We start from the raw sequence: 23,459 nt of genomic DNA, 5'->3' as shown, positions 1-23,459 counted from the left end.
ATGAAATACCGCATCACTCTGGCTTTGGCCCTTTTTTCTTTAAGCACAGCTTCCTTCGCTATGTCTCTTTGTCAGGAGAAAGAACAGGATATCCAACGCGAAATCAGTTATGCCGAAAAGCATAACAATCAGCACCGGATCGACGGACTGAAAAAAGCGTTGAGCGAAGTGAAAGACAATTGTACGGACAGCAAGCTGCGTGCCGATCATCAGGAAAAAATCGCTGAACAGAAGGAGGAGATAGCCGAGCGCCGTCAAGACCTGCAAGAAGCGAAAGAGAAAGGTGATGCGGAAAAAATTGCCAAGCGCGAGAGGAAGTTGCAAGAGGCGCAGGACGAACTGAAAGCGCTGGAAGCTCGCGATTATTGAGTTAACGGAAATCTCAACAGGAGAAAATCATGTCAAAAGATACAACTTCAGAAAATCTGCGCGCTGAACTGAAATCCCTGGCGGATACCCTGGAAGAGGTGCTGAACTCTTCTGCCGATAAATCGAAAGAAGAAGTGAGCAAACTGCGCAGCAAAGCGGAGCAGGCGCTGAAAGAGAGCCGTTACCGTCTGGGTGAAACCGGTGATGCACTGGCGAAACAGACCCGCGAAGCGGCAGCGCGCGCAGACGAATATGTACGTGATAATCCATGGACGGGTGTAGGTATTGGTGCCGCAGTGGGTGTGGTGCTGGGTGTCCTGCTGACGCGTCGTTGATTATGGAAGATCCACGTCACGCACAAGGGCCTGCTAAAAACGTCCTCGGCATCGGCCAGCGTATTCTTACCACGCTGGTCGGGATTGCCGAAACGCGCGTCCGGCTTGCGGTAGTGGAACTGGAAGAAGAGAAAGCCAATCTCTTCCAGATGCTGCTCATGCTTGGCCTTACGATGCTCTTTGCCGCGTTTGGTCTGATGAGCCTGATGGTGTTAATCATCTGGGCAATCGATCCACAGTATCGTCTGAACGCGATGATTGCGACTACCGTGGTTCTGCTGGTGGCGGCGCTGATAGGCGGTATCTGGACCCTGCATAAAGCGCGTACGTCGACCTTCCTGCGCCACACGCGTCAGGAGCTGGCCAACGACCGCGCCCTGCTGGAGGATGATAAGTCGTGAGCGACAAAGCCGAACGTCAGAAGCGAAAAGCGTATCTGCTGAGCCAAATCCAGCAGCAGCGGCTGGATCTGTCCGCCAGCCGTCGCGACTGGCTGGAGCTGACGCAGCGTTACGATCGCGGCTGGAATACTCTCCTGAGCCTGCGGTCGTGGGCGCTGGTGGGTAGCAGCGTGATGGCTATCTGGACGATTCGTCATCCAAACATGCTGATTCGCTGGGCACGCCGTGGCTTTGGTGTCTGGAGCGCATGGCGTCTGGTGAAAACCACGCTGCGACAGCAGCAGTTGCGCTAGCCTTCTTGCCGGGTGACGCTGCGCTTACCCGGCAAAACTTCCTCCCTTACTCAATATCTTTGAAAAAGATTAACAGTTTTCCTTGCTAACAATTGCCATCCGCCCCGTTTACACTCCTCTCCATCGACAGCAAAGACGCGGTATCTACCCGAATTTGCAAGCAAATAACGTTTAGCCGCTGATGTGGTTTCCTGGAGAGTAAAATGAAAAAATTAGAAGATGTTGGTGTACTGGTAGCGCGAATTCTGATGCCTGTTCTGTTCATTACCGCAGGCTGGGGCAAAATCACCGGCTATGCGGGCACTCAGCAATATATGGAAGCGATGGGCGTGCCAGGGTTCCTGCTGCCGCTGACCATCCTGCTTGAGTTCGGCGGCGGCCTGGCAGTGTTGTTCGGTTTCCTGACCCGCACCACGGCGCTGTTCACCGCAGGCTTTACCCTGCTGACCGCGTTCATCTTCCACAGCAACTTTGCGGAAGGCGTGAACTCCCTGATGTTCATGAAAAACCTGACCATCGCGGGTGGCTTCCTGCTGCTGGCCATCACTGGTCCAGGCGCCTACAGCATCGACCGTCTTCTGAATAAGAAGTGGTAAGCAGGCTATACTGATTACATTCAAAGCGAGGAGACATCTCCTCGCTTTTGCTATCTGACGGAGGAGTAAAAAATGGGACAACTCGTAGACGGCGTCTGGCAGGATGTCTGGTATGACACCAAATCCACCGGTGGACGCTTTAAGCGCTCTGTTTCGGCCTTCCGTAACTGGCTGACCGCCGACGGCGCACCCGGCCCGAGTGGCGAAGGGGGTTTTGCGGCGGAAAAAGATCGTTATCATCTGTACGTTTCTCTCGCCTGCCCGTGGGCACACCGCACGCTGATTGTGCGCAAACTTAAAGGTCTCGAATCGTTGATTCCGGTTTCGGTGGTCAACCCGCTGATGCTGGAAAACGGCTGGACGTTCGACAGTGACTTCCCTGCCGCGACCGGTGATGAGCTTTATCATCACGATTTCCTGTATCAGCTCTATCTGCGCGCCGATCCGCACTACACCGGACGCGTAACGGTGCCGGTGCTGTGGGACAAAAAAAACCAGACGATCGTCAGCAATGAATCCGCTGAAATCATTCGCATGTTCAATACCGCGTTTGACGCGCACGGCGCCCGTGCCGGGGATTACTACCCGGTTGAGCTGCGCGATAAAATTGACGAACTGAACGGCTGGATCTACGACAACGTTAACAACGGCGTCTATAAAGCAGGATTTGCCACCAGCCAGGAAGCGTACGACGAAGCGGTCGGAAAAGTCTTTGAATCCCTGGAACGACTGGAGCAGATCCTCGGCCAGCATCGCTATCTGACGGGCGACCGCCTGACGGAGGCGGACATCCGCCTGTGGACCACGCTGATCCGCTTTGATCCGGTGTATGTCACCCACTTCAAGTGCGACAAACATCGCATCAGCGACTACCTGAACCTGCACGGTTTCCTGCGCGACATCTACCAGATGCCGGGGATTGCGGAGACGGTCAATTTTGACCATATTCGCACCCACTATTTCCGCAGCCATAAGACCATCAACCCAACGGGCATTATCTCCATTGGCCCTTGGCAGGATCTGGATGAACCACACGGGCGCGACGTGCGTTTCGGATAATTATTTAGGGAATCAATTGATTCCCTTTTTTAATTTACGGCATGCATCTATCCTTACCTCGATCGCTTAGAAAACAAGTGATTGACTGATTAAGAGGCAAGGAAAAATGGACTGGTATTTAAAGGTACTGCGCAACTATTTTGGTTTTGGTGGCCGCGCCCGCCGCAAAGAGTACTGGATGTTCGTTCTGGTGAACTTCGTCCTGATTATGGTGCTGGGCATTGTGGACAAGATCCTCGGCTGGGAACGCGAGGGGGGTGAAGGCATTCTCACCACCATTTATGGTGTGTTAGTTCTGCTGCCTTCATGGGCCGTACTGTTTCGTCGTCTCCACGACACCGATCGTTCGGCGTGGTGGCTGCTGTTGCTGCTGATCCCGCTTATCGGCTGGATCGTGATTTTGATTTTCAACTGTCAGAGCGGAACGCCTGGCGAAAACCGCTTTGGTCCGGATCCTAAGGCAAGCGCGTAAATTCTGCCCGGTGGCGCTTACGCTTACCGGGCCTACGCTTATTTGTTGTGGTGGGCAAAGAGCTTTGGAATTTCACGCAAACACCACGATTTGGCTTCGCCCATGCTGTCACGACGCCACGCCATAATGATATCCACTTCGCTGGTGTATTCCGGGCTGACGACGCGCAGCCGCCCTTCTGCAATGTCCTTTTCGACAAACGGATACGGCATGGTCGCCACGCCCAGCCCCGCCAGGAGCGCCTGACGCTTATCTTCCAGCGACGTTACCGTCAGACGCGGCTGTTTATCCATCAACTGTACCGTCAGCACCGGTCGTTCACGGGCAGTATCCGCGACCGCCACGCCGCGGTATTTTACGCGCGTGACCTCAGAAAGCGGCTCCGGCTCCTGATGGATAGGGTGATCCGGGGCGGCGACGTAAACGTTCATCACGCTGTACAGTTTGCGTGAGTTGATCTCTGACGATGAGCGGAAATGCATGTCCGGCGCAATGACGATATCCGCCCTGCCCGTCTCAAGACGCTCCCACGCCCCGGCCAGCACCTCGGTGATGATCGACAGCTGGGTATTGGCTTTCGCGGCCAGTCTGTCCACCAGCGGGAACAGCGCCTCGGTGGGCACCAGCGCTTCGGTGACTAACGTCAGGTGGGTTTCCCAGCCGCGGGCCAGCGCTTCGGCATCCGTTGTCAGCTTATCCGCCGCTTCCAGCAATACGCGTCCACGCTCCAGCAGCATTCGCCCAACGTTGGTGAATTTTGTTCGATGACCGGAGCGATCGAAGAGCACGACATCCAGCTCCTCTTCCAGCTTTTGCATGGTGTAGCTCAGCGCAGACGGAACGCGCCCCAGTTCATCTGCCGCCGCGGCAAAACTGCCGCGCCTGTCAATCGCGTCCATGACGCGTAGCGCCTCAAGCGTCAATGCTCTCTCTTTAGCCATCTCGTTCTCATTCAGGAAATTTGAACATACCGGGCAGAATATCTGGCTAACAATGCAGCGTCCATACCTTTACCATTGATTTAGTGTAAAGAGAGGTCAAGTTTATGATTACGACAAGAACAGCGAAACAGTGCGGACAAGCCGATTTCGGTTGGTTGCAGGCCCGCTACACCTTTTCCTTTGGACACTACTTTGACCCTAAACTTCTCGGTTACGCTTCACTGCGCGTATTGAATCAGGAAGTGCTCGCCCCGGGCGCGTCCTTCCAGCCGCGCACGTACCCTAAAGTCGATATCCTGAACCTGATCCTGGAAGGCGAGGCAGAATACCGCGATAGCGAGGGCAATCATGTCCAGGCGAAGGCTGGCGAGGCGCTGCTAATTTCCACGCAGCCAGGCATTAGCTATAGCGAGCATAACCTCAGCAAAGATAAAACGCTGACCCGCATGCAGCTGTGGCTTGATGCCTGTCCGGAGCGGGAAAATCCGCTGGTACAAAAGATCGATCTGAAGGGCGATAAACAGCAGCTGATTGCCTCACCAGACGGCAGCAAAGGCAGTTTGCAGTTACGCCAGCAGGTGTGGCTGCACCATATCGAACTGAAAAAAGGTGAACAGGCGAGCTTCCAGCTTCATGGCCCGCGCGCCTATTTGCAGTCCATTCACGGAACGGTGCATGCGGTAACGCATACGGAAGAGAAAGAAGCGCTCACCTGCGGTGACGGGGCGTTTATTCGTGATGAAGCGAATATCACCCTGGTGGCGGACACGCCGCTGCGCGCGCTGCTGATTGATTTGCCGGTGTAAAGAACACACTCGCCCTTACCCCTCACCCTGGCCCTCTCCCCAAAGGGGAGAGGGAACGATCAAGCCCCTCGCCCCTCTGGGGAGAGGGGTTGGGGTGAGGGGAAATTTTTACACCTTACTCGCCATAATCTCTATGATCTGCCGATCCGTCGCCTGCATTGAGCGGCACGCCAGGGCGCACAGGTTAGAAATAGACTGTTCCACATCGTGCGCCACAATCCCCTCGTTACCCGTCACGGCAGTATCATCCAGCGCCATCATCACGGCTTTCCAGGCACTGGTGACGCTGGTCGAGACCTTCATTGCGCAGCTGTTAGACGCCCCATCGCAGATCATCCCGCTCACGTCGCCGATCATACTGCCGATCGCCATGGAAATGGTCTGGTAAGAACCGCCCATCAGCCACGCCATCCCCGCCGCAGCCCCCATTGCCGCCGTTGTCGCCGCGCACAACGCGGACAAGCGCGGAAGCTGGTAATGGATATAGATAGCCGACAGATGCGAGAGCATCAGCGCCCGCGCCAGGCGTTCGTCATCAGCCTGAACATGTTCAGCCACCACGACCACCGGCATGGTGGCGGTGATGCCCTGATTCCCGGACCCCGAGTTGCTCATCGCCGGAAGCGTCGCGCCCCCCATGCGGGCATCCGAGGCCGCACTGGTGCGGATCACAATGTCTGAACCCAGATCCTGGGCCATCCATCCACGTGCGCGCTGCTTATTGAGCGTCGCGCCAATGTGCAACCCCCAGTTACCAAGTAAACCTTCCCGGGAGAGCGCATCGTTCAGTCGCCCTGCATCGAGGATAAAGCGGATCGCGTCGAACGGCACCTGCTCCACAAACTCAAGGATCTGCGAGAGCGTGGTGGTCGAGAGCACCGCAAGCGGATCATAGTTCGTCTGGCGCTGTTGCTCGTCAAGCCTGAAGCGCGTTTCGCCCTGACAAACCACCTCCACCACCCGGGTATGCCCGCCCGCAATAGTCACCATCGCCGAGGACTCACCGGCGTAAACGCAGGCACGCGAATAGAGGATCTCATCGCACGGCTCCTGCAATTTCACCTGCACCAGGCCCGCTTTCAGCATTGCTTTGGCCCGCGCCAGCGCATCGGCGGTGACATCTTTCAGCACCTCCAGCCCCGCCTGCGCATTGCCACCGATGGCCCCCAGCGCGGCCGCTATTGGCAAACCAACCATACCGGTGCCGGGTACCGTTACGCCAAGCCCGTTTTTCATCAGGTTCGGCGATACCCACGCCTCGATACGCGTTACGTCGCCGGAAAGCTGTCCGGCAGCCATGGCGCAGGCCAGCGCCAGCGAGACGGGTTCGGTACACCCCAGCGCAGGCTTTACCTCTTCCTGCACGGCGCGAATAAAATGGTTCCATAAAGGATTAATTTGCTCAGACATCGTTACGACCTTATTTAACCTCATGAGAAGGCGAGGAAAGGAGAAACACAAAGCAGCAGCCCGGTAATCACAATAATCACCAGCGATACGCCTTTATATTTATGAAGTGCGGGCACTTTGTAGACCAGCCACGCCGGAATTAAGCAGCCCACCATCCCGAAAATAGGGCTACAGATGGAGGTGAAGCTCAGCACCGGCGCGTTTAATACAATCGCGCTCCAGGCCAGCAGGATCGCGAAGAGCATAATCCCGCGCTGGACGGTGTTTTCATTGATTTTCTTCACCGGCATTTTGCGGCGCAGGATATTCATTACGATGCCCTGCGTCGCCTCGCGAAAGCCGAGATAGACGCCGAAGAAGGCGGTCATCACAGCGAAGATATTGAGGATCACGCTGACGATTTTGACCCAGCCCGCGCCGTCGCCGCTGATAAACTGTGCCGCGATTGCCAGGGCAGAAATGTTCTGCTCGTAGGCTTTCACCGCCTCGTCGTGCCCCATCGCCAGTGTGAAGGAGACCGCGTAGAAAAAGACCGTGACAAACAGCACGCCGAAAGCAATATTCATCGCCCGCAGCGCTTTATGACGCGCCACCTCAACGGATTTTTCCCGCGACCGATAGGAAATTACCATCGGGCTTAAGGTCTGAATAAACAGAATGGAGGTTAAGGTAAAGGGCAGCGTAATAATGGCATTTTTAATCAGCAGCCCCATCGGTGGCAGCATGCCGACGTTGGCTAAATGCCAGAGTCCAATCATCGAAAGACCCAGCGCCGCCACCACAAATAATTTGGTCAGCACCATCAGGCTGGAGACTTTAAACAGCAGCTTTTCACCGCGCGACGAAATGGCGACCAGAATGCAGATCAGGAATAAACCGTAGAACGGATTTTCAGATAACAAACCGTCGGTCACGCCGAAGGTGTGCAAATAAGATGCGCTGTCGTTGGTGATAGCCGTAGAATAGACAAACATCCAGATCACCAGCATCACGAAATAAAGCGCACCCAACAAGATGCCCCAGTTTTTACCTAAATAACCGCTAATGACGCTCGGGTAGTCTTTACATTCCGGGGATTCCGCCAGCGTATTAATAAACAGGCGCTGGAACAGGTACATGGCCGGATAGCCAATAATCGACGAGAGCAAAAAGACCCACAGCCCCATTAATCCGACCTGCACCGGGAGAAAAACAATCCCCGCGCCGATAGCCATCCCAATACTCATGATGACCCAGCCCGTATCGGTACTGTCGAATTTGATCGCCTCTCGCCATTCGCTTTCGCTCATTCCCGCCCGCCTTGCCGCAGGGGAATCACTCACAATCACATTGCTGTTTGTTGCCATATTCATTGGGCACTCGCTTATTTTGTAGGGTAACTAGTTGTTTTTATAAGGTTCCGACCGCCAGCGATGGCGAGTCAGAGAGTGCAGGTGTGTGTTATTGGTATGGGGAGATCATATCCGGAGCGCGGGAGAAAAAAGTCACAACTTTAATAAGGGTTTTCTTCGTTTGGAGGAAATTTTGCTTTTGGTGGATTCGATAAAGAGGTTATTTTCTAAAAGTGACGGTGTTCACGAAATTAAAAGCCTCCTCAAACGAGGAGGCTTGAAGGCAGCCGGAATTACATCGCCTGCGTAAACGTCCTCGAAATCACGTCCTGCTGCTGCTCGCGCGTCAGGGCGTTAAACCGCACCGCATAGCCTGAAACACGGATCGTCAGGTTCGGGTAGTTCTCCGGATGGGCAATCGCATCCAGCAGCATCTCCCGGTTCATCACGTTGACGTTCAGGTGCTGACCGCCCTCAATGGCCGCTTCGTGGTGGAAGTACCCGTCCAGCAGCCCGACAAGGTTGTTTTTGCGCACCGGCTCGTCCTTGCCCAGCGCCTGCGGCACGATGGAGAAGGTGTAGGAGATCCCGTCTTTCGCATAGGTGAACGGCAGCTTGGCGACCGAGGTTAACGACGCCACCGCCCCTTTTCTGTCACGCCCGTGCATCGGGTTGGCCCCCGGTGCAAACGGCGTACCACCGCGGCGTCCATCCGGCGTGTTGCCGGTCTTCTGCCCGTAAACCACATTGGAGGTGATGGTCAGGATCGACTGCGTCGGCACCGCGTTGCGGTATGTCGGCAGCGCCTGGATCTTCTTCATAAAGCGCTCCACCAGGTCGCAGGCAATGCTGTCCACGCGATCGTCGTTGTTGCCGTACTGCGGATAGTCGCCTTCGATGACAAAATCGACCGCCAGTCCGGTGTGGTCGCGCACCGGTTTTACCGTGGCGTATTTGATGGCCGACAGGGAATCCGCCGCCACCGACAGCCCGGCAATGCCGCAGGCCATGGTGCGGTAGACGTCCCGGTCGTGGAGCGCCATCAGCGAGGCTTCATAACTGTATTTATCATGCATGTAGTGAATGAGATTCAGCGCGCTAATGTACTGCACCGCCAGCCAGTCCATGAAGTGATCGAGGCTCGCCATCACGGTGTCGTAATCCAGCACCTCATCCAGCAGCGGCTCGGTTTTCGGGCCGACCTGGATCTTCAGCTTCTCATCCACCCCGCCGTTGATCGCGTACAGCAGCGTTTTCGCCAGGTTAGCGCGTGCGCCGAAGAACTGCATCTGCTTGCCGATCACCATCGGGCTGACGCAGCAGGCAATGGCGTAGTCGTCACTGTTGAAGTCAGCGCGCATCAGATCGTCGTTCTCATATTGCAGCGAGGAGGTAACGATAGAGACCTGCGCGGCGTATTTCTTGAAGGCGATTGGCAGTTGCTCGGACCAGAGGATCGTCAGGTTTGGCTCCGGCGCAGGCCCCATGGTGTGCAGGGTATGCAGGTAGCGGAAGCTGTTTTTGGTCACCAGCGTGCGGCCATCCAGACCCATGCCGCCAATCACTTCCGTGGCCCAGATCGGATCGCCGGAGAAGAGCGTGTCGAACTCCGGCGTGCGCAGGAAGCGTACCATACGGATCTTCATGATGAAGTGGTCGATCAGCTCCTGGGCCTGAACCTCATTCAGCCTTCCTGCCTGCATGTCGCGTTCAATGTAGATATCAAGGAAGGAGGCCGTGCGCCCCAGCGACATCGCGCCGCCGTTCTGGGATTTCACTGCGGCAAGGTAGGCAAAGTAGACCCACTGCACCGCCTCCTGCGCATTCATCGCCGGACGTGAAATATCAAAGCCATAGTTCGCCGCCATCTGCTGGATCTGAAGCAGCGCACGCTTATGCTCCGCCAGCTCCTCACGCAGGCGGATCGTGGCCTCCAGATCTTCTCCGCGCTCCAGTTTCCCCTGGAGATCGGCGAACTGGAGTTCACGCTCGCGCACCAGATAGCTGATGCCATACAGCGCCACGCGGCGGTAGTCGCCGATGATGCGTCCGCGCCCGTAGCCATCCGGCAGACCGGTTAACACGCCCGATTTGCGGCAGCGCATCATTTCCGGGGAGTAAACGTCAAACACGCCCTGGTTGTGGGTTTTGCGCAGATCGGTGAAGAGATATTCAAACTGCGGATCCATCTCGCGACCGTAGGCTTCAAACGAGCTACGGATCATGTTGATCCCGCCGTACGGATGCAGGGCGCGCTTGAGCGGCTTGTCGGTTTGCAGGCCAACGATCGTCTCCAGCTCCTGGTCAATATAGCCCGGCCCGTGGGCGGTAATGGTGGTCGCGATGTTGGTATCAAAATCCACCGGGGCGTGGGTGGCATTCTCCTGGCGAATGCCGACCATCACCTTCTGCCACAGCGCCGTCGTTGCTGGCGTCGCCTGCGCGAGGAAAGCTTCATCGCCTTCATAAGGGGTGTAGTTATGCTGAATAAAATCGCGCACGTTAACGGCGTTTTTCCATTCTTCACCGCGAAACCCGGCCCATGCGTCGCTGTAAGGCGCGACGCCCGTATCGATTGTTACTTTCATCAGATTCTCGCTTTATCAGGCGTAAGCCGCGGCCGGAGTAACCTTCCCAAGACGGAGGGCATCCAGCGCGATCATTTTTTCTTCATTGGTAGGGATAACCGCGCAGGCCGCGCGGGACGACTCGGTGGAGATGACGCGCTCACCCGCGCTGCCCGGCAGGGCATTTTTCGCCTCGTCGAGGGTGATGCCAAACACCTTCAGGTGCTCCACCACCAGCGTACGGATGAGCACGGAGTTCTCACCGATCCCGCCGGTGAACACCACGCCATCCAGACGGTGCAGGGACGCGGCGTGCCCCGCAATGTGCCGCGCAACGCGGTGAACGAAGGTGTGTATCGCAAGCGCGGCCCGCTCATTACCTTCGTGCCAGGCCTTCTCTAATGCCCGCAGATCTGAAGAAATCCCGGAGATCCCCAGCAACCCCGACTCTTTGTTAACCACGCGCTCCAGATCCTCGAACGACTGGCCGGTCTGCTGGGCGATCCACGCCATCGCGCCAAAATCCACGTCGCCGCAGCGCGTCCCCATCACCAGCCCCTCCAGCGGCGTCATGCCCATGGACGTGTCCACGCTTTCGCCGTTACGCACCGCGCAGATGGACGCCCCGTTGCCGAGATGGGCAATCACCAGGCCGCTATCCTCGGGGGACAGCCCGAGAAGCGTATGCGCCTGCGTAGCCACGTAGCGATGAGAGGTGCCGTGGAAGCCGTAGCGGCGTACGCCCAGCTCTTCAAAATAGCGGTACGGCAGGCCGTACAGATACGCCTGCGGCGCCATGGTCTGGTGGAAGCTGGTGTCAAATACCGCCACCTGCTGCACGCCAGGGAACAGGCGCTCTGCGGCTTCCACGCCGCTCAGGTTAGCGTAGTTATGCAGCGGCGCCAGCGGGGAAACCTGGCGGATCTGCTCAATCACCTCTTCCGTGATCAGGGTTGACTCGCTGAAGAGATCGCCGCCGTGCGCAATGCGATGGCCAATCAAGGCCACGCTGCTCATCAGGTTGCGCTTCTCCAGCTCCAGGGCGATGGCAGCCAGCGCCCCTTCGTAGTCCTGGTGAGCCAGTCTGACTGGCTCACCCCCGTTCACGGAAATAAAGGCTTTTTCAGTGTTGATGCCGTCCGCTATGCCCGTCATCAGAGCATCGCAGCTTGCGGCGTCCAGCACCGAAAACTTAACAGAGGACGATCCGCAGTTAATGACCAGTACTACCGGAAACTCAATCATGGTATGGCTCCGCTCTTCCTGAGCTTTGATTTAAAACAGTTTGTACACGATGTTCAGAATGGTCAGCAGGCCAACCACGGTCACGAAGATGTTCTCGGTCCGGCCTTTGTATTTCGCCAGTGCGGGCGCCTTGCGGATGGCGTACATCGGCAGCAGGCACAGCAGTGAAGCGATAATTGGCGCGCCCATGGCTTCAATGAGGTCCAGAATGTTCGGGTTGGCGTAGGCCACAATCCAGGTGGAGCCCATGATGAAGACCATGCTGATGGTGTTCAGCTTGCCGACGGAGACTTTCTTCTTGTCGCCCTTGTAACCGAACTTGAGGATCAGGCCGTTCAGCCCCTCCAGCGTGCCCAGGTAATGGCCGAAGAAGGATTTAAAGATAGCGACCAGCGCGATGATGGACGCACCGTATTCCAGCACCGTAGCGAACGTGGATTTACTGCCTGACATGGACGCAAAGTGGTTTGCCAGGTAAGAGAGCACCGGGATGTTCTGCGCTTTGGCGTCCGCCATGTTCTGCGGCGAGAGCGTAAACAGGCAGCTGAAGGCAAAGAACATCACCACGGCAACCATCAGCAGGCTGGCGCGACCGATGATTTTGGAACATTTCTGCTCGGTGAATTCTTTCCCAAACTCCGGCTCGTACTCTTCGCGCTTGGAGACCACGAACGACGAGACGATAGGCGAGAAGTTGAAGGAGAAGACCATGATGGATATCCCCAGCCACACCGTGACAAGAATGCCGTCATGACCGGTGAAGGCGATATCGCTCAGGTTGACCTGGTCGATTACCGCTGAGTTCCAGTACGGGATCAGCGACAGGGAAATTAGCACCAGGCTGGCGATGAAAGGGAACACCAGGTAGCTCATCACCTTCACCATCAGGTCTTTACCGAACCAGATCACAAAGGCCATCAGCAGCAGCAGGAACAGCGCCACCACGCCGCGGTTCAGCGCGGGCATCTGGAGCTGGTTTTCCCAGAAGGTCATAAAGGTGTTAGTAATGGTGACGCCGTAAATCCACAGCAGCGGGCAAATGGCGAAGAAGTAGAGGAAGGTGATCACCACCCCGCCGGTCTTACCAAAATGCTCTTCCACCGTTTCGGTGATGTTGCCGGAGACGTTACTGCCGGACAAACACAGGCGCGCCAGCGCGCGGTGGCAGTAAAACGCAATCGGGAAGGCGAGTACCAGCATCAGCAGGATGGGGATCAGTCCGCCAAAGCCTGCGCGAATGGGGAAAAACAGCACGCCTGCGCCAATGGCGGTACCAAACAGGCCGAGCGTCCAGGTAGTATCCGATTTACGCCAGGTGGACGTTTTTGTCTGGCCAACGATAATGCTTTCTGTGTTGCTCATAAGTCATCCTTTATGCGTCAACGAAGCCGGTAATTTGGGAAACACGGGAGAGATCGATATTGCCGCCGGAAATAATGCACACGGTTTTCCGGCCCTGAATATAGTGGTCAAGTTTGCCGCTTAATAACGCCGCGCACGCCAGCGCGCCCGCGCCTTCCGTCACCACTTTATTTCGCTGAATAAGCGCGATCATGCTGTTGCGAATTTCGTCTTCACTGACCAGCACTATGTCATCGACTAATTCACGAACGATTTCGAAGGTTAATTTACCCGGGCGAGACACGTCGCAGCCGTCGGCTAATGTACCGGTAACGCGATGGTTGATTATTTCTCCGGCCTGATACGATGCCGCCATGCCGTGCACGTTTTCAGACTGTACGCCGATAATATTAATGGTCGGGTTGATGGATTTAATTGCTGTCGCAATACCGGCAATTAAACCGCCGCCGCCGATGGGGACAATCACGTTATCCACGTCATATAAATCTTCGAGGATTTCCAGGCCAATGGTGCCCTGACCCGCGATCACTTTCGGATCGTCGTAAGGCGGGATAAATATGCGCCCTTCCATCTCGACGATTTCGCTCACTTTGGCGATGGTGTCGTTGAAGTTCTCGCCGTGCAGCACCACTTCGGCGGAGTAGTCGCGCGTGGCGGCAACCTTGGATTTCGGCGCGCCCATCGGCATCACTACTTTGCCGTCAATGCCGAGCATCGCACAGGAGAGCGAGACCCCCTGCGCATGGTTTCCCGCAGAGCAGGCCACCACGCCCTTGCGTTTTTCCGCATCGGTCAGCGAGCTTAATTTATTGAACGCCCCACGTATTTTAAACGAGCCGGTGCGCTGCATATTTTCAAATTTCAGGAATATCTCACCCTTACACCGCTCGCTGAGATAATTTGAGCGCGGCATACCGGTTTTATAGATTTTTCCCGCCAGTCTTTTTCTGGCGTCCTGAATATCTTCAATAGTCACCGGGAGATCGTAAGTAATGTGCATAATATCCTCGTTATAATAATTCATTGTTTTCAGGCAAAGTCAGGGTATCAGAGCGTTAAAAGGCATCGCTACGGGTGTTTTAAATCATCATTATTTCTATCGTCGTTTTTCGATATTCATCGACGAATATTGTTTTGCCAGTTCAACTAATACTGACGCCGATTTTTTAATACTGTAATTTTTCGACCATACGGCGGCATAACGCGCCACGGGTAATTCATCTTCTACTGGCAAAACGATAAACTGATCCGAACCGAATGGTGCAATCATGTCACGGGGGATCACCGTCAGGTAATCGGCATTGAGGACAAGGTTATAGATGGTGACGACGGAATCGGTCTGGACGATGTTTTCAATGCTGATGTGATTGTCTTGCAGGGTGGTCAGGAGTTCGTTGTAGTAGCCCATATCGGTTTGCGGCATCACCCACTGCTCATGCGTGAGCGATGCCAGTCTGGTCGGGCCGGTGCACGTTCGTGATTTACTCGCCACCAGCACAAACTCGGATTCAAACAGAGGCTCGACGTGAAGATCCTGAAGCTGCATTCCGTCGCTCAGCGTGCCGATGGCGAAATCCAGCCGACCATCGCGAATGGCGGGCAGGAATGAAGAGAGCTGCGCTTCATACATGGAGACGCGCGCTTTCGGGAACACTTCCTTGAATTTTTTGATCATCCCGGACAGGAAGGTGAAGCCAATCAGCGACGGATAGCCAAAGGAAACGTCCATGACGGTACTGAAACTGAGGCTGTTGATCTCGCTTACCATGTTTTTCATTTCGCGGGTGATCGACTCAGCGTACGACAGCAGCACCTGGCCAGCGGCAGTGAGTTTTACGCCGGTGTTTTTACGCACCATCACTTCCACCCCAAAGTAGGATTCGATGTCGCTGATGATTTTGCTGACGGCAGGTTGCGTCAGCCCCAGTTGTCTTGCAGCAGAACCTATGGAGCCACTTTTGATGACTTCCTGAAATACCACGAGGTGCTGTGTTTTCGGTAGAATAATAGTATTCATAATATTCTGCGCTTATTTCCCTATGACGCAGCGGATTCTACCCAATATTCTTTCCGGGGGTATGTGCTGTTACTCACAATTTGCCAGAACGCCCATTTTACAACCGCACCCAAAAGCGATTTATTTCTTTATTAATCAAATATTTAACACAATAAAAATACGCAACTACGCTGATATTGATCAATAAAAACCGCAGTAATAAATTTATTTTATGGCAATAACCAGCGTGAATTTTTTTGCCTTAAAAATATTAATAAAGGCTATCTTTCAGGCAATTAAAGGTTAATAAAACAGCATTATTCCTTTAAAACATTTTTGTGGTTTATCAACTTTACCAGGAATATTTATTCCATTTTCGGTTAAAGGGTGGGATATATCACACATTCACCAGAAGAATGTTTTTAGATTCAATATTCGATTATCAAATAAAAAACATTCCGTATCACAAAGCCAACAAATGCAACATTGAATCAACACTAAATTTTTCTCATTTTATAGCGTTAAATTTTGTGATTGCGATCATGCGCAGCAGATGAGAGGAACGCGTATCGGAGAAAACAGTGAAATGTGCTTAGCGTCGCAAAATTGAGAATTGATGTCGTCTGGCGCTACGCTTACCCACTCTTCAGCAACCTTCAGAAAGCAAAAACCCCGCCGAAGCGGGGTTTTGTAAGAAGTTGAAGCTGACCGATAAGCCGGGTTCTGTCGTGGACAGTCATTCATCTAGGCCAGCAATCGCTCACTGGCTCAAGCAGCCTACCCGGGTTCAGTACGGGCCGTACCATGTGAACCCCTATTTGGCCTTGCTCCGGGTGGAGTTTACCGTGCCACGGACTGTTACCAGCCGCGCGGTGCGCTCTTACCGCACCCTTTCACCCTTACCTGATCCCGCTTGCGCGGGCCATCGGCGGTTTGCTCTCTGTTGCACTGGTCGTGGGTTTCCCCCCCAGGCGTTACCTGGCACCCTGCCCTGTGGAGCCCGGACTTTCCTCCCCTCCGCCCGTCTCCCCCGAAAGGGACGACGACGAAGCGGCGACTGTCTGGTCAGCTTCGGCGCGCAGTATAGAGGGTTTGCGCGCCGCTGTCACCCCTGGCTGCGCATGCCTACCTGCAATGTGGCCGCGATATTGCGCGAGGCGCGGTAAATGTTGTCAGAGGCTCCCCGGAACGCCTCTTCCAGCGAACCGATGCGGGTCAGTACGCTGAACACCGCATCGATGCCGTACTGGTGTACCACACCCACGTCCTGCGTCAGACTTCCGGCAATCCCTATCACCGGCTTATGGTATTTTTTGGCAACGCTCGCCACGCCAACGGGCACTTTGCCGTGAATGCTCTGGCTGTCGATACGCCCTTCCCCCGTCAGCACCCAGGTGCAGTCGTGAATATGTTCTTCAAGATTGAGCGCCTGGGTGACAATCTCAATGCCGCTTTTCAGCTCAGCCCCCAGGAAGGCCATCAGCGCCGCGCCCATGCCGCCCGCGGCGCCTGCCCCCGGCACCGGGTTGACGTCAATACGCAACGATTTTTTGATCACCTCAGCATAGTGGCTAAGACTGGCGTCGAGTTCGAGGATCATCGCCTCCGTCGCCCCTTTTTGCGGGCCAAAGATACGCGACGCGCCGCTTTCACCCACCAGCGGATTCGTCACGTCACAGGCGACGCGAATTGTGCATCCCTGAAGACGCGGATCGAGACCCGAAATATCAATATGGTTTAGCGCCATCAGGCTACCGCCGCCGTAGCCGATCTCCGTCCCGTTCGCATCCGTAAACCTCGCGCCCAGCGCCTGCATCATGCCTGCGCCCCCATCGTTGGTTGCGCTCCCGCCGATACCGATAATGATATTGCGCGCGCCTTTATCCAGCGCACTGAGGATCAGCTCCCCCGTACCGCGGGTGGTGGTGATAAGCGGGTTACGCCGCGCGGGAGGAACAAGCGCCAGGCCGCTGGCGGCGGCCATCTCGATAAATGCGGTGGTACCGTCGCCCGAGATCCCCCAGCAGGCATTCACCTTTTCCCCTAACGGGCCGGTGACGACAGCCTGTTGCCAGGTGCCCTGCGTCGCGGCGATCATCGCTTCAACCGTACCTTCCCCACCGTCAGCAACGGGAACAGAGACGTAATGAGCGTCGGGGAAAATTTCCCGAAATCCTTTTTCTATTGCCTGCGCCACTTCAGTGGCAGACAGGCTTTCTTTATAAGAGTCTGGCGCGATTACGATTTTCATAGTGATATGCCTGGACCGTAGGCCCGGTGATCATGGCGACACCGGGCAGGACGTCATTAGCGAGCAATTTCGACCTTCGCCAGTTTTTCGTAGTAGCACGCTAACGCGCTGTGATCGGCAGTGCCCAGACCATCCGCACGCAGCGCCTGCATCATCTCCATGACGGCGGCAGTCAGCGGCAGCTGTGCCCCCACGCCGTGGGACGTATCCAGCGCATTCGCCAGATCTTTAATATGCAGGTCGATGCGGAAGCCCGGCTTGAAGTTACGATCCATCACCATCGGCGCCTTGGCATCCAGCACGGTGCTGCCCGCCAGACCACCACGAATGGCCTGATAAACCAGATCCGGATTAACGCCCGCTTTGGTGGCCAGCGTCAGCGCTTCGGACATTGCCGCGATATTCAGCGCCACAATGACCTGATTAGCCAGCTTGGTGACGTTGCCTGCGCCAATTTCACCGGTGTGCACCACGGAGCCAGCCATCGCTTTCATCAGGTCGTAGTATGTGTCGAAGACGGCCTTATCGCCGCCGACCATCACCGACAGGGTGCCGTCGATGGCTTTCGGCTCGCCGCCGCTGACCGGCGCATCCAGCATCTCCACGCCTTTCGCTTTCAGCGCCTCGCTGATTTCGCGGCTCGCCAGCGGTGCGATAGAACTCATATCAATCACCACCAGGCCCGGCTTCGCACCGTCGATAATGCCGTTCTCACCCAGCGCCACCTCTTTCACGTGCGGTGAGTTTGGCAGCATAGTGATAATGACGTCGCACTGCTCAGCAATCGCTTTTGCAGTAGTCGCCGTTTCTGCGCCAGCCGCAATCACCTCTGCTACCGCGTCTGAATTACGATCTAAAACCACCAGTGAGTAACCTGCTTTGATGAGGTTTTTGCTCATTGGTTTGCCCATGATACCCAGGCCAATAAAACCCACTTTCAGCGTCATAATCTGTTTCCTCAATGATGTTTATTTTTTAAAAGCGTCCGCTAATTTCTGCGTGGCGGCGCGGAATACGCCGAGGTCGCTGCCGACGGCAACAAACGTTGCGCCCCACTCCAGGTAGCGGCGGGCATCGGCTTCCACTGGCGCCAGAATGCCGCACGGTTTACCGTGCGCTTTGGCACGGGCAAAAATGTGCTGGATAGCGCGCTGCACGTCCGGGTGGCTGGCGTTGCCCAGATGACCAAAAGCGGCAGCCAGATCGCTTGGGCCGACGAAAATACCGTCCACCCCATCGGTCGCGGCAATGGCGTCGACGTTATCGACCCCCTGCAGGCTCTCGATCTGAACCAGAATGGTGATGTTCTTGTTTGACTGGGCGAAATAGTCCGGCACAGTGCCAAACATGTTGGCGCGGTGCGAGACGGACACGCCGCGGATCCCTTCCGGCGGATAGCGGGTCGCCGCCACGGCCAGCACCGCTTCTTCTTCCGTTTCAACAAACGGGATCAGGAAGTTATAGAAGCCGATATCCAGCAGACGCTTAATGATCACCGGCTCGTTGGTAGGTACGCGCACCACCGGCGCGCTGTGGCTGCCTTTCAGCGCCATCAGCTGCGGAATAAACGTGCTGATATCGTTCGGCGCATGTTCGCCGTCCAGCACCAGCCAGTCGAACCCGGCGAGACCCAGCACTTCGGTGCTGATGGGGTTGGCCAGCGCAGACCAGCAGCCAATCTGAATCTGGTGCGCGGCGAGAGCCGCCTTAAATTTATTCGGGAAGATGTCGTCGTTCATTACTTATACCTTTTTTAATTCCGCAGTTTTAGCCAGGATCTTTTTATTTATTCCGACTCATCGTCAGCGTTATATTTATTTTCCTGCCTGAATTTTGGCGTTATAAAATCGTCATTCAGTATAATCGTCACCACACGGCAGCACATTGTTTTAATGCTCAATTATCCATCGTGAGCTGAACGCTATTTTGAGCATATGCACAATACAGTGGGCGCTGATGCACAGAATCAACGATTAATGGTTCGGGAGCGATCGCGATCACATTCTCACCTTTCCTCACCTGACATTCTTTATTTCTTCAATAAGAAACAATTATCCATCTGGCTATAGTGAGTATCAGATATTTTTGCTGGAGAAGAGTGAACAATGGCCGATATTGAAATTCGACAGGCATCGCCGACGGCGTTCTATATAAAAGTGCACGATACCGATAACGTGGCGATTATCGTCAACGACAATGGCTTAAAAGCAGGCACCCGCTTTCCGGATGGCCTGGAGCTGATTGAGCACATTCCGCAGGGGCATAAAGTCGCCCTGGTCGACATCCCGGCGCACGGCGAAATCGTGCGCTATGGCGAAGTCATCGGCTATGCGGTGCGCGCTATCCCGCAGGGTAGCTGGATTGAAGAGTCGCTGGTTGAGCTGCCCACCGCCCCGCCGCTGGAGACGTTGCCGCTGGCTACCCGCGTGCCTGAGCCGTTGCCTCCGCTGGAAGGTTACACCTTCGAAGGTTACCGCAACGCGGACGGCAGTGTGGGAACCAAAAATCTGCTTGGCATCACCACCAGCGTGCATTGCGTGGCGGGCGTCGTGGATTACGTAGTGAAACTGATTGAGCGCGATCTGCTGCCGAAGTACCCGAACGTCGACGGCGTGGTGGGTCTTAACCACCTGTACGGCTGCGGCGTGGCGATCAACGCACCCGCCGCGGTCGTGCCGATCCGCACGATCCACAATATCGCCCTCAACCCCAACTTTGGCGGCGAGGTAATGGTGATTGGCCTCGGCTGTGAAAAATTGCAGCCAGAACGCCTGTTGCAGGGTACGGAGGATGTGAAAGCCATTCCGGTTGACGATGCCAGTATTGTGCGTCTTCAGGATGAACACCATGTCGGCTTCAGATCGATGGTCGACGACATTTTGCAGGTGGCAGAGCGCCATCTGGAGAAGCTGAATAAACGCCAGCGTGAAACCTGCCCGGCCTCTGAACTGGTTGTTGGGACACAGTGCGGTGGCAGCGATGCGTTTTCCGGCGTCACCGCTAACCCGGCGGTGGGCTATGCCTCCGATCTGTTCGTGCGCTGCGGCGCCACGGTGATGTTCTCCGAAGTCACCGAAGTGCGTGACGCCATCCACCTGCTTACGCCGCGCGCCGCCAACGAGGAGGTAGGTAAACGCCTGCTGGAGGAGATGGCCTGGTACGATAACTATCTCGATATGGGCAAAACCGACCGCAGCGCCAACCCGTCGCCGGGGAATAAGAAAGGCGGCCTCGCGAACGTGGTGGAAAAAGCCCTCGGGTCGATTGCCAAATCCGGCCAGAGCGCGATTGTGGAAGTGCTCTCGCCTGGCCAGCGGCCAACCAAACGCGGCCTGATCTACGCGGCAACGCCTGCCAGTGATTTCGTTTGCGGTACCCAGCAGGTGGCGTCCGGTATTACGGTGCAGGTCTTTACCACCGGGCGCGGCACGCCGTACGGCCTGATGGCGGTACCGGTGATCAAAATGGCGACCCGCACCGAGCTGGCAAACCGCTGGTATGACTTAATGGATATCAACGCGGGCACCATCGCCACCGGGGAAGAGAGTATTGAAGAGGTGGGCTGGAAGCTGTTCCACTTCATTCTGGATGTGGCAAGCGGGCGGAAGAAAACCTTCTCCGATCAATGGGGATTGCATAACTCGCTGGCGGTGTTTAACCCGGCGCCGGTGACGTGAATTCATAGTGAACCTTGCTTAGCATGGCTTCGGCCATGCTTTTTTTTGCTTTCGATTCTTTCGCATACTTACTTTCACTTTCGTCTCTTTCATTTTTAAGATGTGAATCACAAAAAAATATTCCGAAACCCTATATCTTCTTTCGCATAAACAAAACGAAAGGTTTCGGAGGAAAGATGTTCATCATCTCATCGAAAGCGATGCTGCTGAAGGCCCAGCGTGAAGGTTACGCCGTCCCGGCATTCAATATTCATAATCTCGAAACGCTGCAAGTGGTTGTTGAAACTGCCGCTGAAATGCGTTCTCCGCTGATTGTTGCGGGCACTCCCGGCACGTTCAGCTACGCCGGAACAGGAAATGTAGTCGCCATTGCCAGCGATCTGGCGAAAACCTACAACCAGCCGCTGGCGATCCATCTCGATCACCATGAAGATTTCGACGATATCGCACAGAAAATCCATGCAGGTATCCGCTCAGCGATGATCGACGGCTCTCATCATCCGTTCTCTGAAAATGTCGCACTGGTGAAGCAAGTGACGAATTTCTGTCACCGCTACGATGTAAGCGTTGAAGCCGAGCTAGGCCGCCTTGGCGGTCAGGAGGATGACCTCATCGTCGACAGTAAGGATGCCCTTTACACCAATCCGCAACAGGCTCGCGAGTTTGTTGAATTGACGGGTATCGACTCTCTGGCCGTTGCTATCGGTACCGCTCACGGTCTGTACACTGACACACCAAAACTTGATTTTGAACGTCTGGCAGCGATCCGCAATCAGGTCGACGTGCCGCTGGTTCTGCATGGCGCGTCTGGTTTATCGGCTGCGGATATCCGTACCGCGATTAGCCTGGGGATTTGTAAAGTCAACGTCGCCACAGAACTGAAAATTGCCTTCTCGAATGCCCTGAAAACCTATCTCTCTTCACATCCTGCTGCCAGCGACCCACGTCACTACATGGTGCCTGCCAAGAATGCCATGAAGGAGGTGGTGCGTAAGGTGATTGCTGACTGTGGCTGTGAAGGAAAACTCTGAATACGAAAGCCTGTTGTCCCGAACTGGAGGAAACGTGAAAGATATTATTGCTCGCCATAAGGCGGGAGAACACCTCGGCATTTGCTCAGTTTGCTCAGCCCACCCGCTGGTGATTGAGGCCGCCCTGCGCTTCGATTTGCAAACAAACAATAAGGTGTTGATTGAGGCCACCTCGAATCAGGTAAACCAGTTCGGCGGTTATACCGGCATGAAACCGGCTGACTTCCGTGACTTTGTCCTCAAAATCGCTAAGGAAGTCGGTTTTCCACAGGAACGCCTGATTTTGGGTGGCGACCATCTGGGGCCAAACTGCTGGCAGAATGAACCCGCAGAAGCGGCGATGGAAAAGGCCATTGAGCTGATCAAAGCCTATGTCGCGGCCGGGTTTAGCAAGATCCATCTGGATGCCTCAATGTCCTGCGCCGATGACCCTGTCCCGTTAGCGCCAATGGTCGTAGCCCAGCGTGCGGCGCGTCTGTGTCAGGCGGCAGAGGAGACGGCCACCGACGCGCAAAAAGCGGCGCTGACCTATGTCATTGGCACAGAAGTCCCTGTACCAGGAGGCGAAGCCAGCAGCATTAATCGCGTACATGTGACGCGCGTGGAAGATGCAGAGCAGACGCTGGAAACGCATCGCGTGGCCTTTGGTGCGCTCGGCCTGGATGACGCTATGTCGCGCGTCATTGCGATGGTAGTTCAGCCAGGGGTGGAGTTCGACCATACGCAAATTATTCACTACCAGTCACACGCAGCAGAAGCGCTCTCCGGCTGGATCCGTCAGACCCCGATAGTTTACGAAGCGCATTCAACTGATTATCAGACCCGTCAGGCCTATCGAGCACTGGTTCGCGATCACTTTGCGATCCTGAAAGTCGGCCCGGCGCTCACCTTTGCCCTGCGCGAAGCCATCTTCGCCCTTGCGCAGATGGAGCAAGCGCTCATCGCCCCGGAGCAACGGAGCCATGTGCTTGAGGTCATCGATGAAGTGATGCTGAACGAACCTGGCTACTGGAAAAAGTACTACCGTCCGACCTGGAGCCAGGCGATGGTGGATATTCACTTTAGCCTGTCCGATCGCATTCGCTACTACTGGCCGCACCCGCGTATTCGCCAGAGCGTAGAGAAATTGCTTGCTAACCTGAGCGCAGCGTCCCTGCCTCTGGGGTTAATCAGCCAGTTTATGCCCGTCCAGTTCGAGCGATTGTCGATGAATGCGATCCCGGCAACACCGCAAAATCTCATCATCGACAAAATACAGGATGTATTACGCGCCTATCGATTTGGCTGTACCCCTGAACACGTTTGATACCGGAGAGT

At 55.4% G+C, this 23,459-nt stretch carries 22 protein-coding genes and 1 other RNA gene; 11 read left to right on the top strand and 12 right to left on the bottom strand.

The genetic code is table 11. The features are described 5' to 3' along the window. The 7 genes from BH712_RS20780 (at position 1) to BH712_RS20750 (ending at position 3,525) form a co-directional block, all read left to right on the top strand. Positions 1-369, top strand: a complete 369-nt coding sequence (locus tag BH712_RS20780; RefSeq protein ID WP_006812073.1) for a DUF1090 domain-containing protein — start codon at positions 1-3, stop codon at positions 367-369. A 29-nt stretch (positions 370-398) separates the two neighbouring features. Then, positions 399-704, top strand: a complete 306-nt coding sequence (locus tag BH712_RS20775; RefSeq protein ID WP_003862645.1) for an ElaB/YgaM/YqjD family protein — start codon at positions 399-401, stop codon at positions 702-704. 2 nt (positions 705-706) lie between these two features. Then, the gene (locus tag BH712_RS20770; protein ID WP_003862647.1) at positions 707-1,105 is read left to right on the top strand and encodes a phage holin family protein; all 399 of its coding nucleotides are present in this window, start codon (positions 707-709) and stop codon (positions 1,103-1,105) included. Next, positions 1,102-1,398 carry a YqjK-like family protein gene (locus BH712_RS20765; protein WP_006812074.1) on the top strand — a complete coding sequence of 99 codons (297 nt, stop codon included), beginning with the start codon at positions 1,102-1,104 and terminating at the stop codon, positions 1,396-1,398. The genes BH712_RS20770 and BH712_RS20765 overlap by 4 nt, the downstream gene beginning before the upstream one ends. Positions 1,399-1,601: 203 nt before the next feature. Further along, positions 1,602-1,994 (top strand): DoxX family protein, encoded by a 393-nt coding sequence (locus BH712_RS20760; RefSeq protein WP_006812075.1) that lies wholly within the window; start codon positions 1,602-1,604, stop codon positions 1,992-1,994. 72 nt (positions 1,995-2,066) lie between these two features. After that, on the top strand, positions 2,067-3,053 hold the full coding sequence (locus BH712_RS20755; protein ID WP_006812076.1) for a glutathione S-transferase family protein: 987 nt from the start codon (positions 2,067-2,069) through the stop codon (positions 3,051-3,053). 106 nt (positions 3,054-3,159) lie between these two features. Then, entirely contained in the window at positions 3,160-3,525 is a 366-nt protein-coding gene (locus BH712_RS20750; RefSeq protein WP_000384149.1) for a DUF805 domain-containing protein, read from the top strand. 38 nt (positions 3,526-3,563) lie between these two features. On the opposite strand, the gene yhaJ is transcribed toward BH712_RS20750, so the two are convergent. Beyond that, positions 3,564-4,466: a DNA-binding transcriptional regulator YhaJ gene (yhaJ, locus tag BH712_RS20745; RefSeq protein WP_006812077.1), complete on the bottom strand. Its 903-nt coding sequence runs from the start codon at positions 4,464-4,466 to the stop codon at positions 3,564-3,566. A 104-nt stretch (positions 4,467-4,570) separates the two neighbouring features. Between yhaJ and BH712_RS20740 the strand changes: the two genes are divergently transcribed. Next, positions 4,571-5,272 (top strand): pirin family protein, encoded by a 702-nt coding sequence (locus tag BH712_RS20740; protein ID WP_006812078.1) that lies wholly within the window; start codon positions 4,571-4,573, stop codon positions 5,270-5,272. Positions 5,273-5,380: 108 nt separating this feature from the next. Here the strand turns inward: BH712_RS20740 and BH712_RS20735 are convergent, their stop codons facing one another. The 11 genes from BH712_RS20735 to garL form a co-directional block, all read right to left on the bottom strand. Then, entirely contained in the window at positions 5,381-6,682 is a 1,302-nt protein-coding gene (locus tag BH712_RS20735; protein ID WP_032674066.1) for an L-cysteine desulfidase family protein, read from the bottom strand. Between the two features lie 20 nt (positions 6,683-6,702). Then, positions 6,703-8,034, bottom strand: a complete 1,332-nt coding sequence (locus tag BH712_RS20730) for an SLC5/6 family protein (protein WP_006812080.1) — start codon at positions 8,032-8,034, stop codon at positions 6,703-6,705. A 272-nt stretch (positions 8,035-8,306) separates the two neighbouring features. Further along, positions 8,307-10,601, bottom strand: a complete 2,295-nt coding sequence (pflB, locus tag BH712_RS20725; RefSeq protein WP_006812081.1) for a formate C-acetyltransferase — start codon at positions 10,599-10,601, stop codon at positions 8,307-8,309. 15 nt (positions 10,602-10,616) lie between these two features. Beyond that, positions 10,617-11,825 carry a propionate kinase gene (gene tdcD, locus BH712_RS20720; RefSeq protein WP_006812082.1) on the bottom strand — a complete coding sequence of 403 codons (1,209 nt, stop codon included), beginning with the start codon at positions 11,823-11,825 and terminating at the stop codon, positions 10,617-10,619. A 30-nt stretch (positions 11,826-11,855) separates the two neighbouring features. Continuing rightward, positions 11,856-13,187 carry a threonine/serine transporter TdcC gene (gene tdcC / locus BH712_RS20715; RefSeq protein WP_006812083.1) on the bottom strand — a complete coding sequence of 444 codons (1,332 nt, stop codon included), beginning with the start codon at positions 13,185-13,187 and terminating at the stop codon, positions 11,856-11,858. Between the two features lie 10 nt (positions 13,188-13,197). Further along, on the bottom strand, positions 13,198-14,187 hold the full coding sequence (gene tdcB / locus BH712_RS20710) for a bifunctional threonine ammonia-lyase/L-serine ammonia-lyase TdcB (RefSeq protein ID WP_032674147.1): 990 nt from the start codon (positions 14,185-14,187) through the stop codon (positions 13,198-13,200). A gap of 96 nt (positions 14,188-14,283) precedes the next feature. After that, the gene (gene tdcA / locus BH712_RS20705; protein ID WP_006812085.1) at positions 14,284-15,204 is read right to left on the bottom strand and encodes a transcriptional regulator TdcA; all 921 of its coding nucleotides are present in this window, start codon (positions 15,202-15,204) and stop codon (positions 14,284-14,286) included. Between the two features lie 675 nt (positions 15,205-15,879). Beyond that, positions 15,880-16,256: RNase P RNA component class A (rnpB, locus tag BH712_RS20700), an RNA gene on the bottom strand. A gap of 32 nt (positions 16,257-16,288) precedes the next feature. Then, positions 16,289-17,434, bottom strand: coding sequence for a glycerate 2-kinase (gene garK, locus BH712_RS20695; protein WP_006812088.1), 1,146 nt, complete (start codon positions 17,432-17,434; stop codon positions 16,289-16,291). Positions 17,435-17,490: 56 nt separating this feature from the next. Continuing rightward, positions 17,491-18,381 carry a 2-hydroxy-3-oxopropionate reductase gene (garR, locus tag BH712_RS20690; protein WP_006812089.1) on the bottom strand — a complete coding sequence of 297 codons (891 nt, stop codon included), beginning with the start codon at positions 18,379-18,381 and terminating at the stop codon, positions 17,491-17,493. A gap of 21 nt (positions 18,382-18,402) precedes the next feature. Then, entirely contained in the window at positions 18,403-19,173 is a 771-nt protein-coding gene (gene garL, locus BH712_RS20685) for a 2-dehydro-3-deoxyglucarate aldolase (RefSeq protein ID WP_006812090.1), read from the bottom strand. A gap of 366 nt (positions 19,174-19,539) precedes the next feature. Here garL and garD point away from each other — a divergent pair, with 366 nt between their 5' ends. The 3 genes from garD (at position 19,540) to gatZ (ending at position 23,448) form a co-directional block, all read left to right on the top strand. After that, positions 19,540-21,111: a galactarate dehydratase gene (gene garD / locus BH712_RS20680; RefSeq protein ID WP_006812091.1), complete on the top strand. Its 1,572-nt coding sequence runs from the start codon at positions 19,540-19,542 to the stop codon at positions 21,109-21,111. A gap of 176 nt (positions 21,112-21,287) precedes the next feature. Next, complete coding sequence (locus BH712_RS20675; RefSeq protein WP_032674067.1) at positions 21,288-22,142, top strand: tagatose bisphosphate family class II aldolase; 855 nt, start codon at positions 21,288-21,290, stop codon at positions 22,140-22,142. A 34-nt stretch (positions 22,143-22,176) separates the two neighbouring features. Next, positions 22,177-23,448, top strand: a complete 1,272-nt coding sequence (gene gatZ / locus BH712_RS20670; protein WP_032674068.1) for a tagatose-bisphosphate aldolase subunit GatZ — start codon at positions 22,177-22,179, stop codon at positions 23,446-23,448. The last annotated feature ends 11 nt before the right edge of the window (positions 23,449-23,459 follow it).

The sequence above is a fragment of the Enterobacter hormaechei ATCC 49162 genome (genome assembly GCF_001875655.1).
Lineage (GTDB): Bacteria > Pseudomonadota > Gammaproteobacteria > Enterobacterales > Enterobacteriaceae > Enterobacter > Enterobacter hormaechei.
This window is presented reverse-complemented; position numbering and strand designations above follow the sequence as displayed.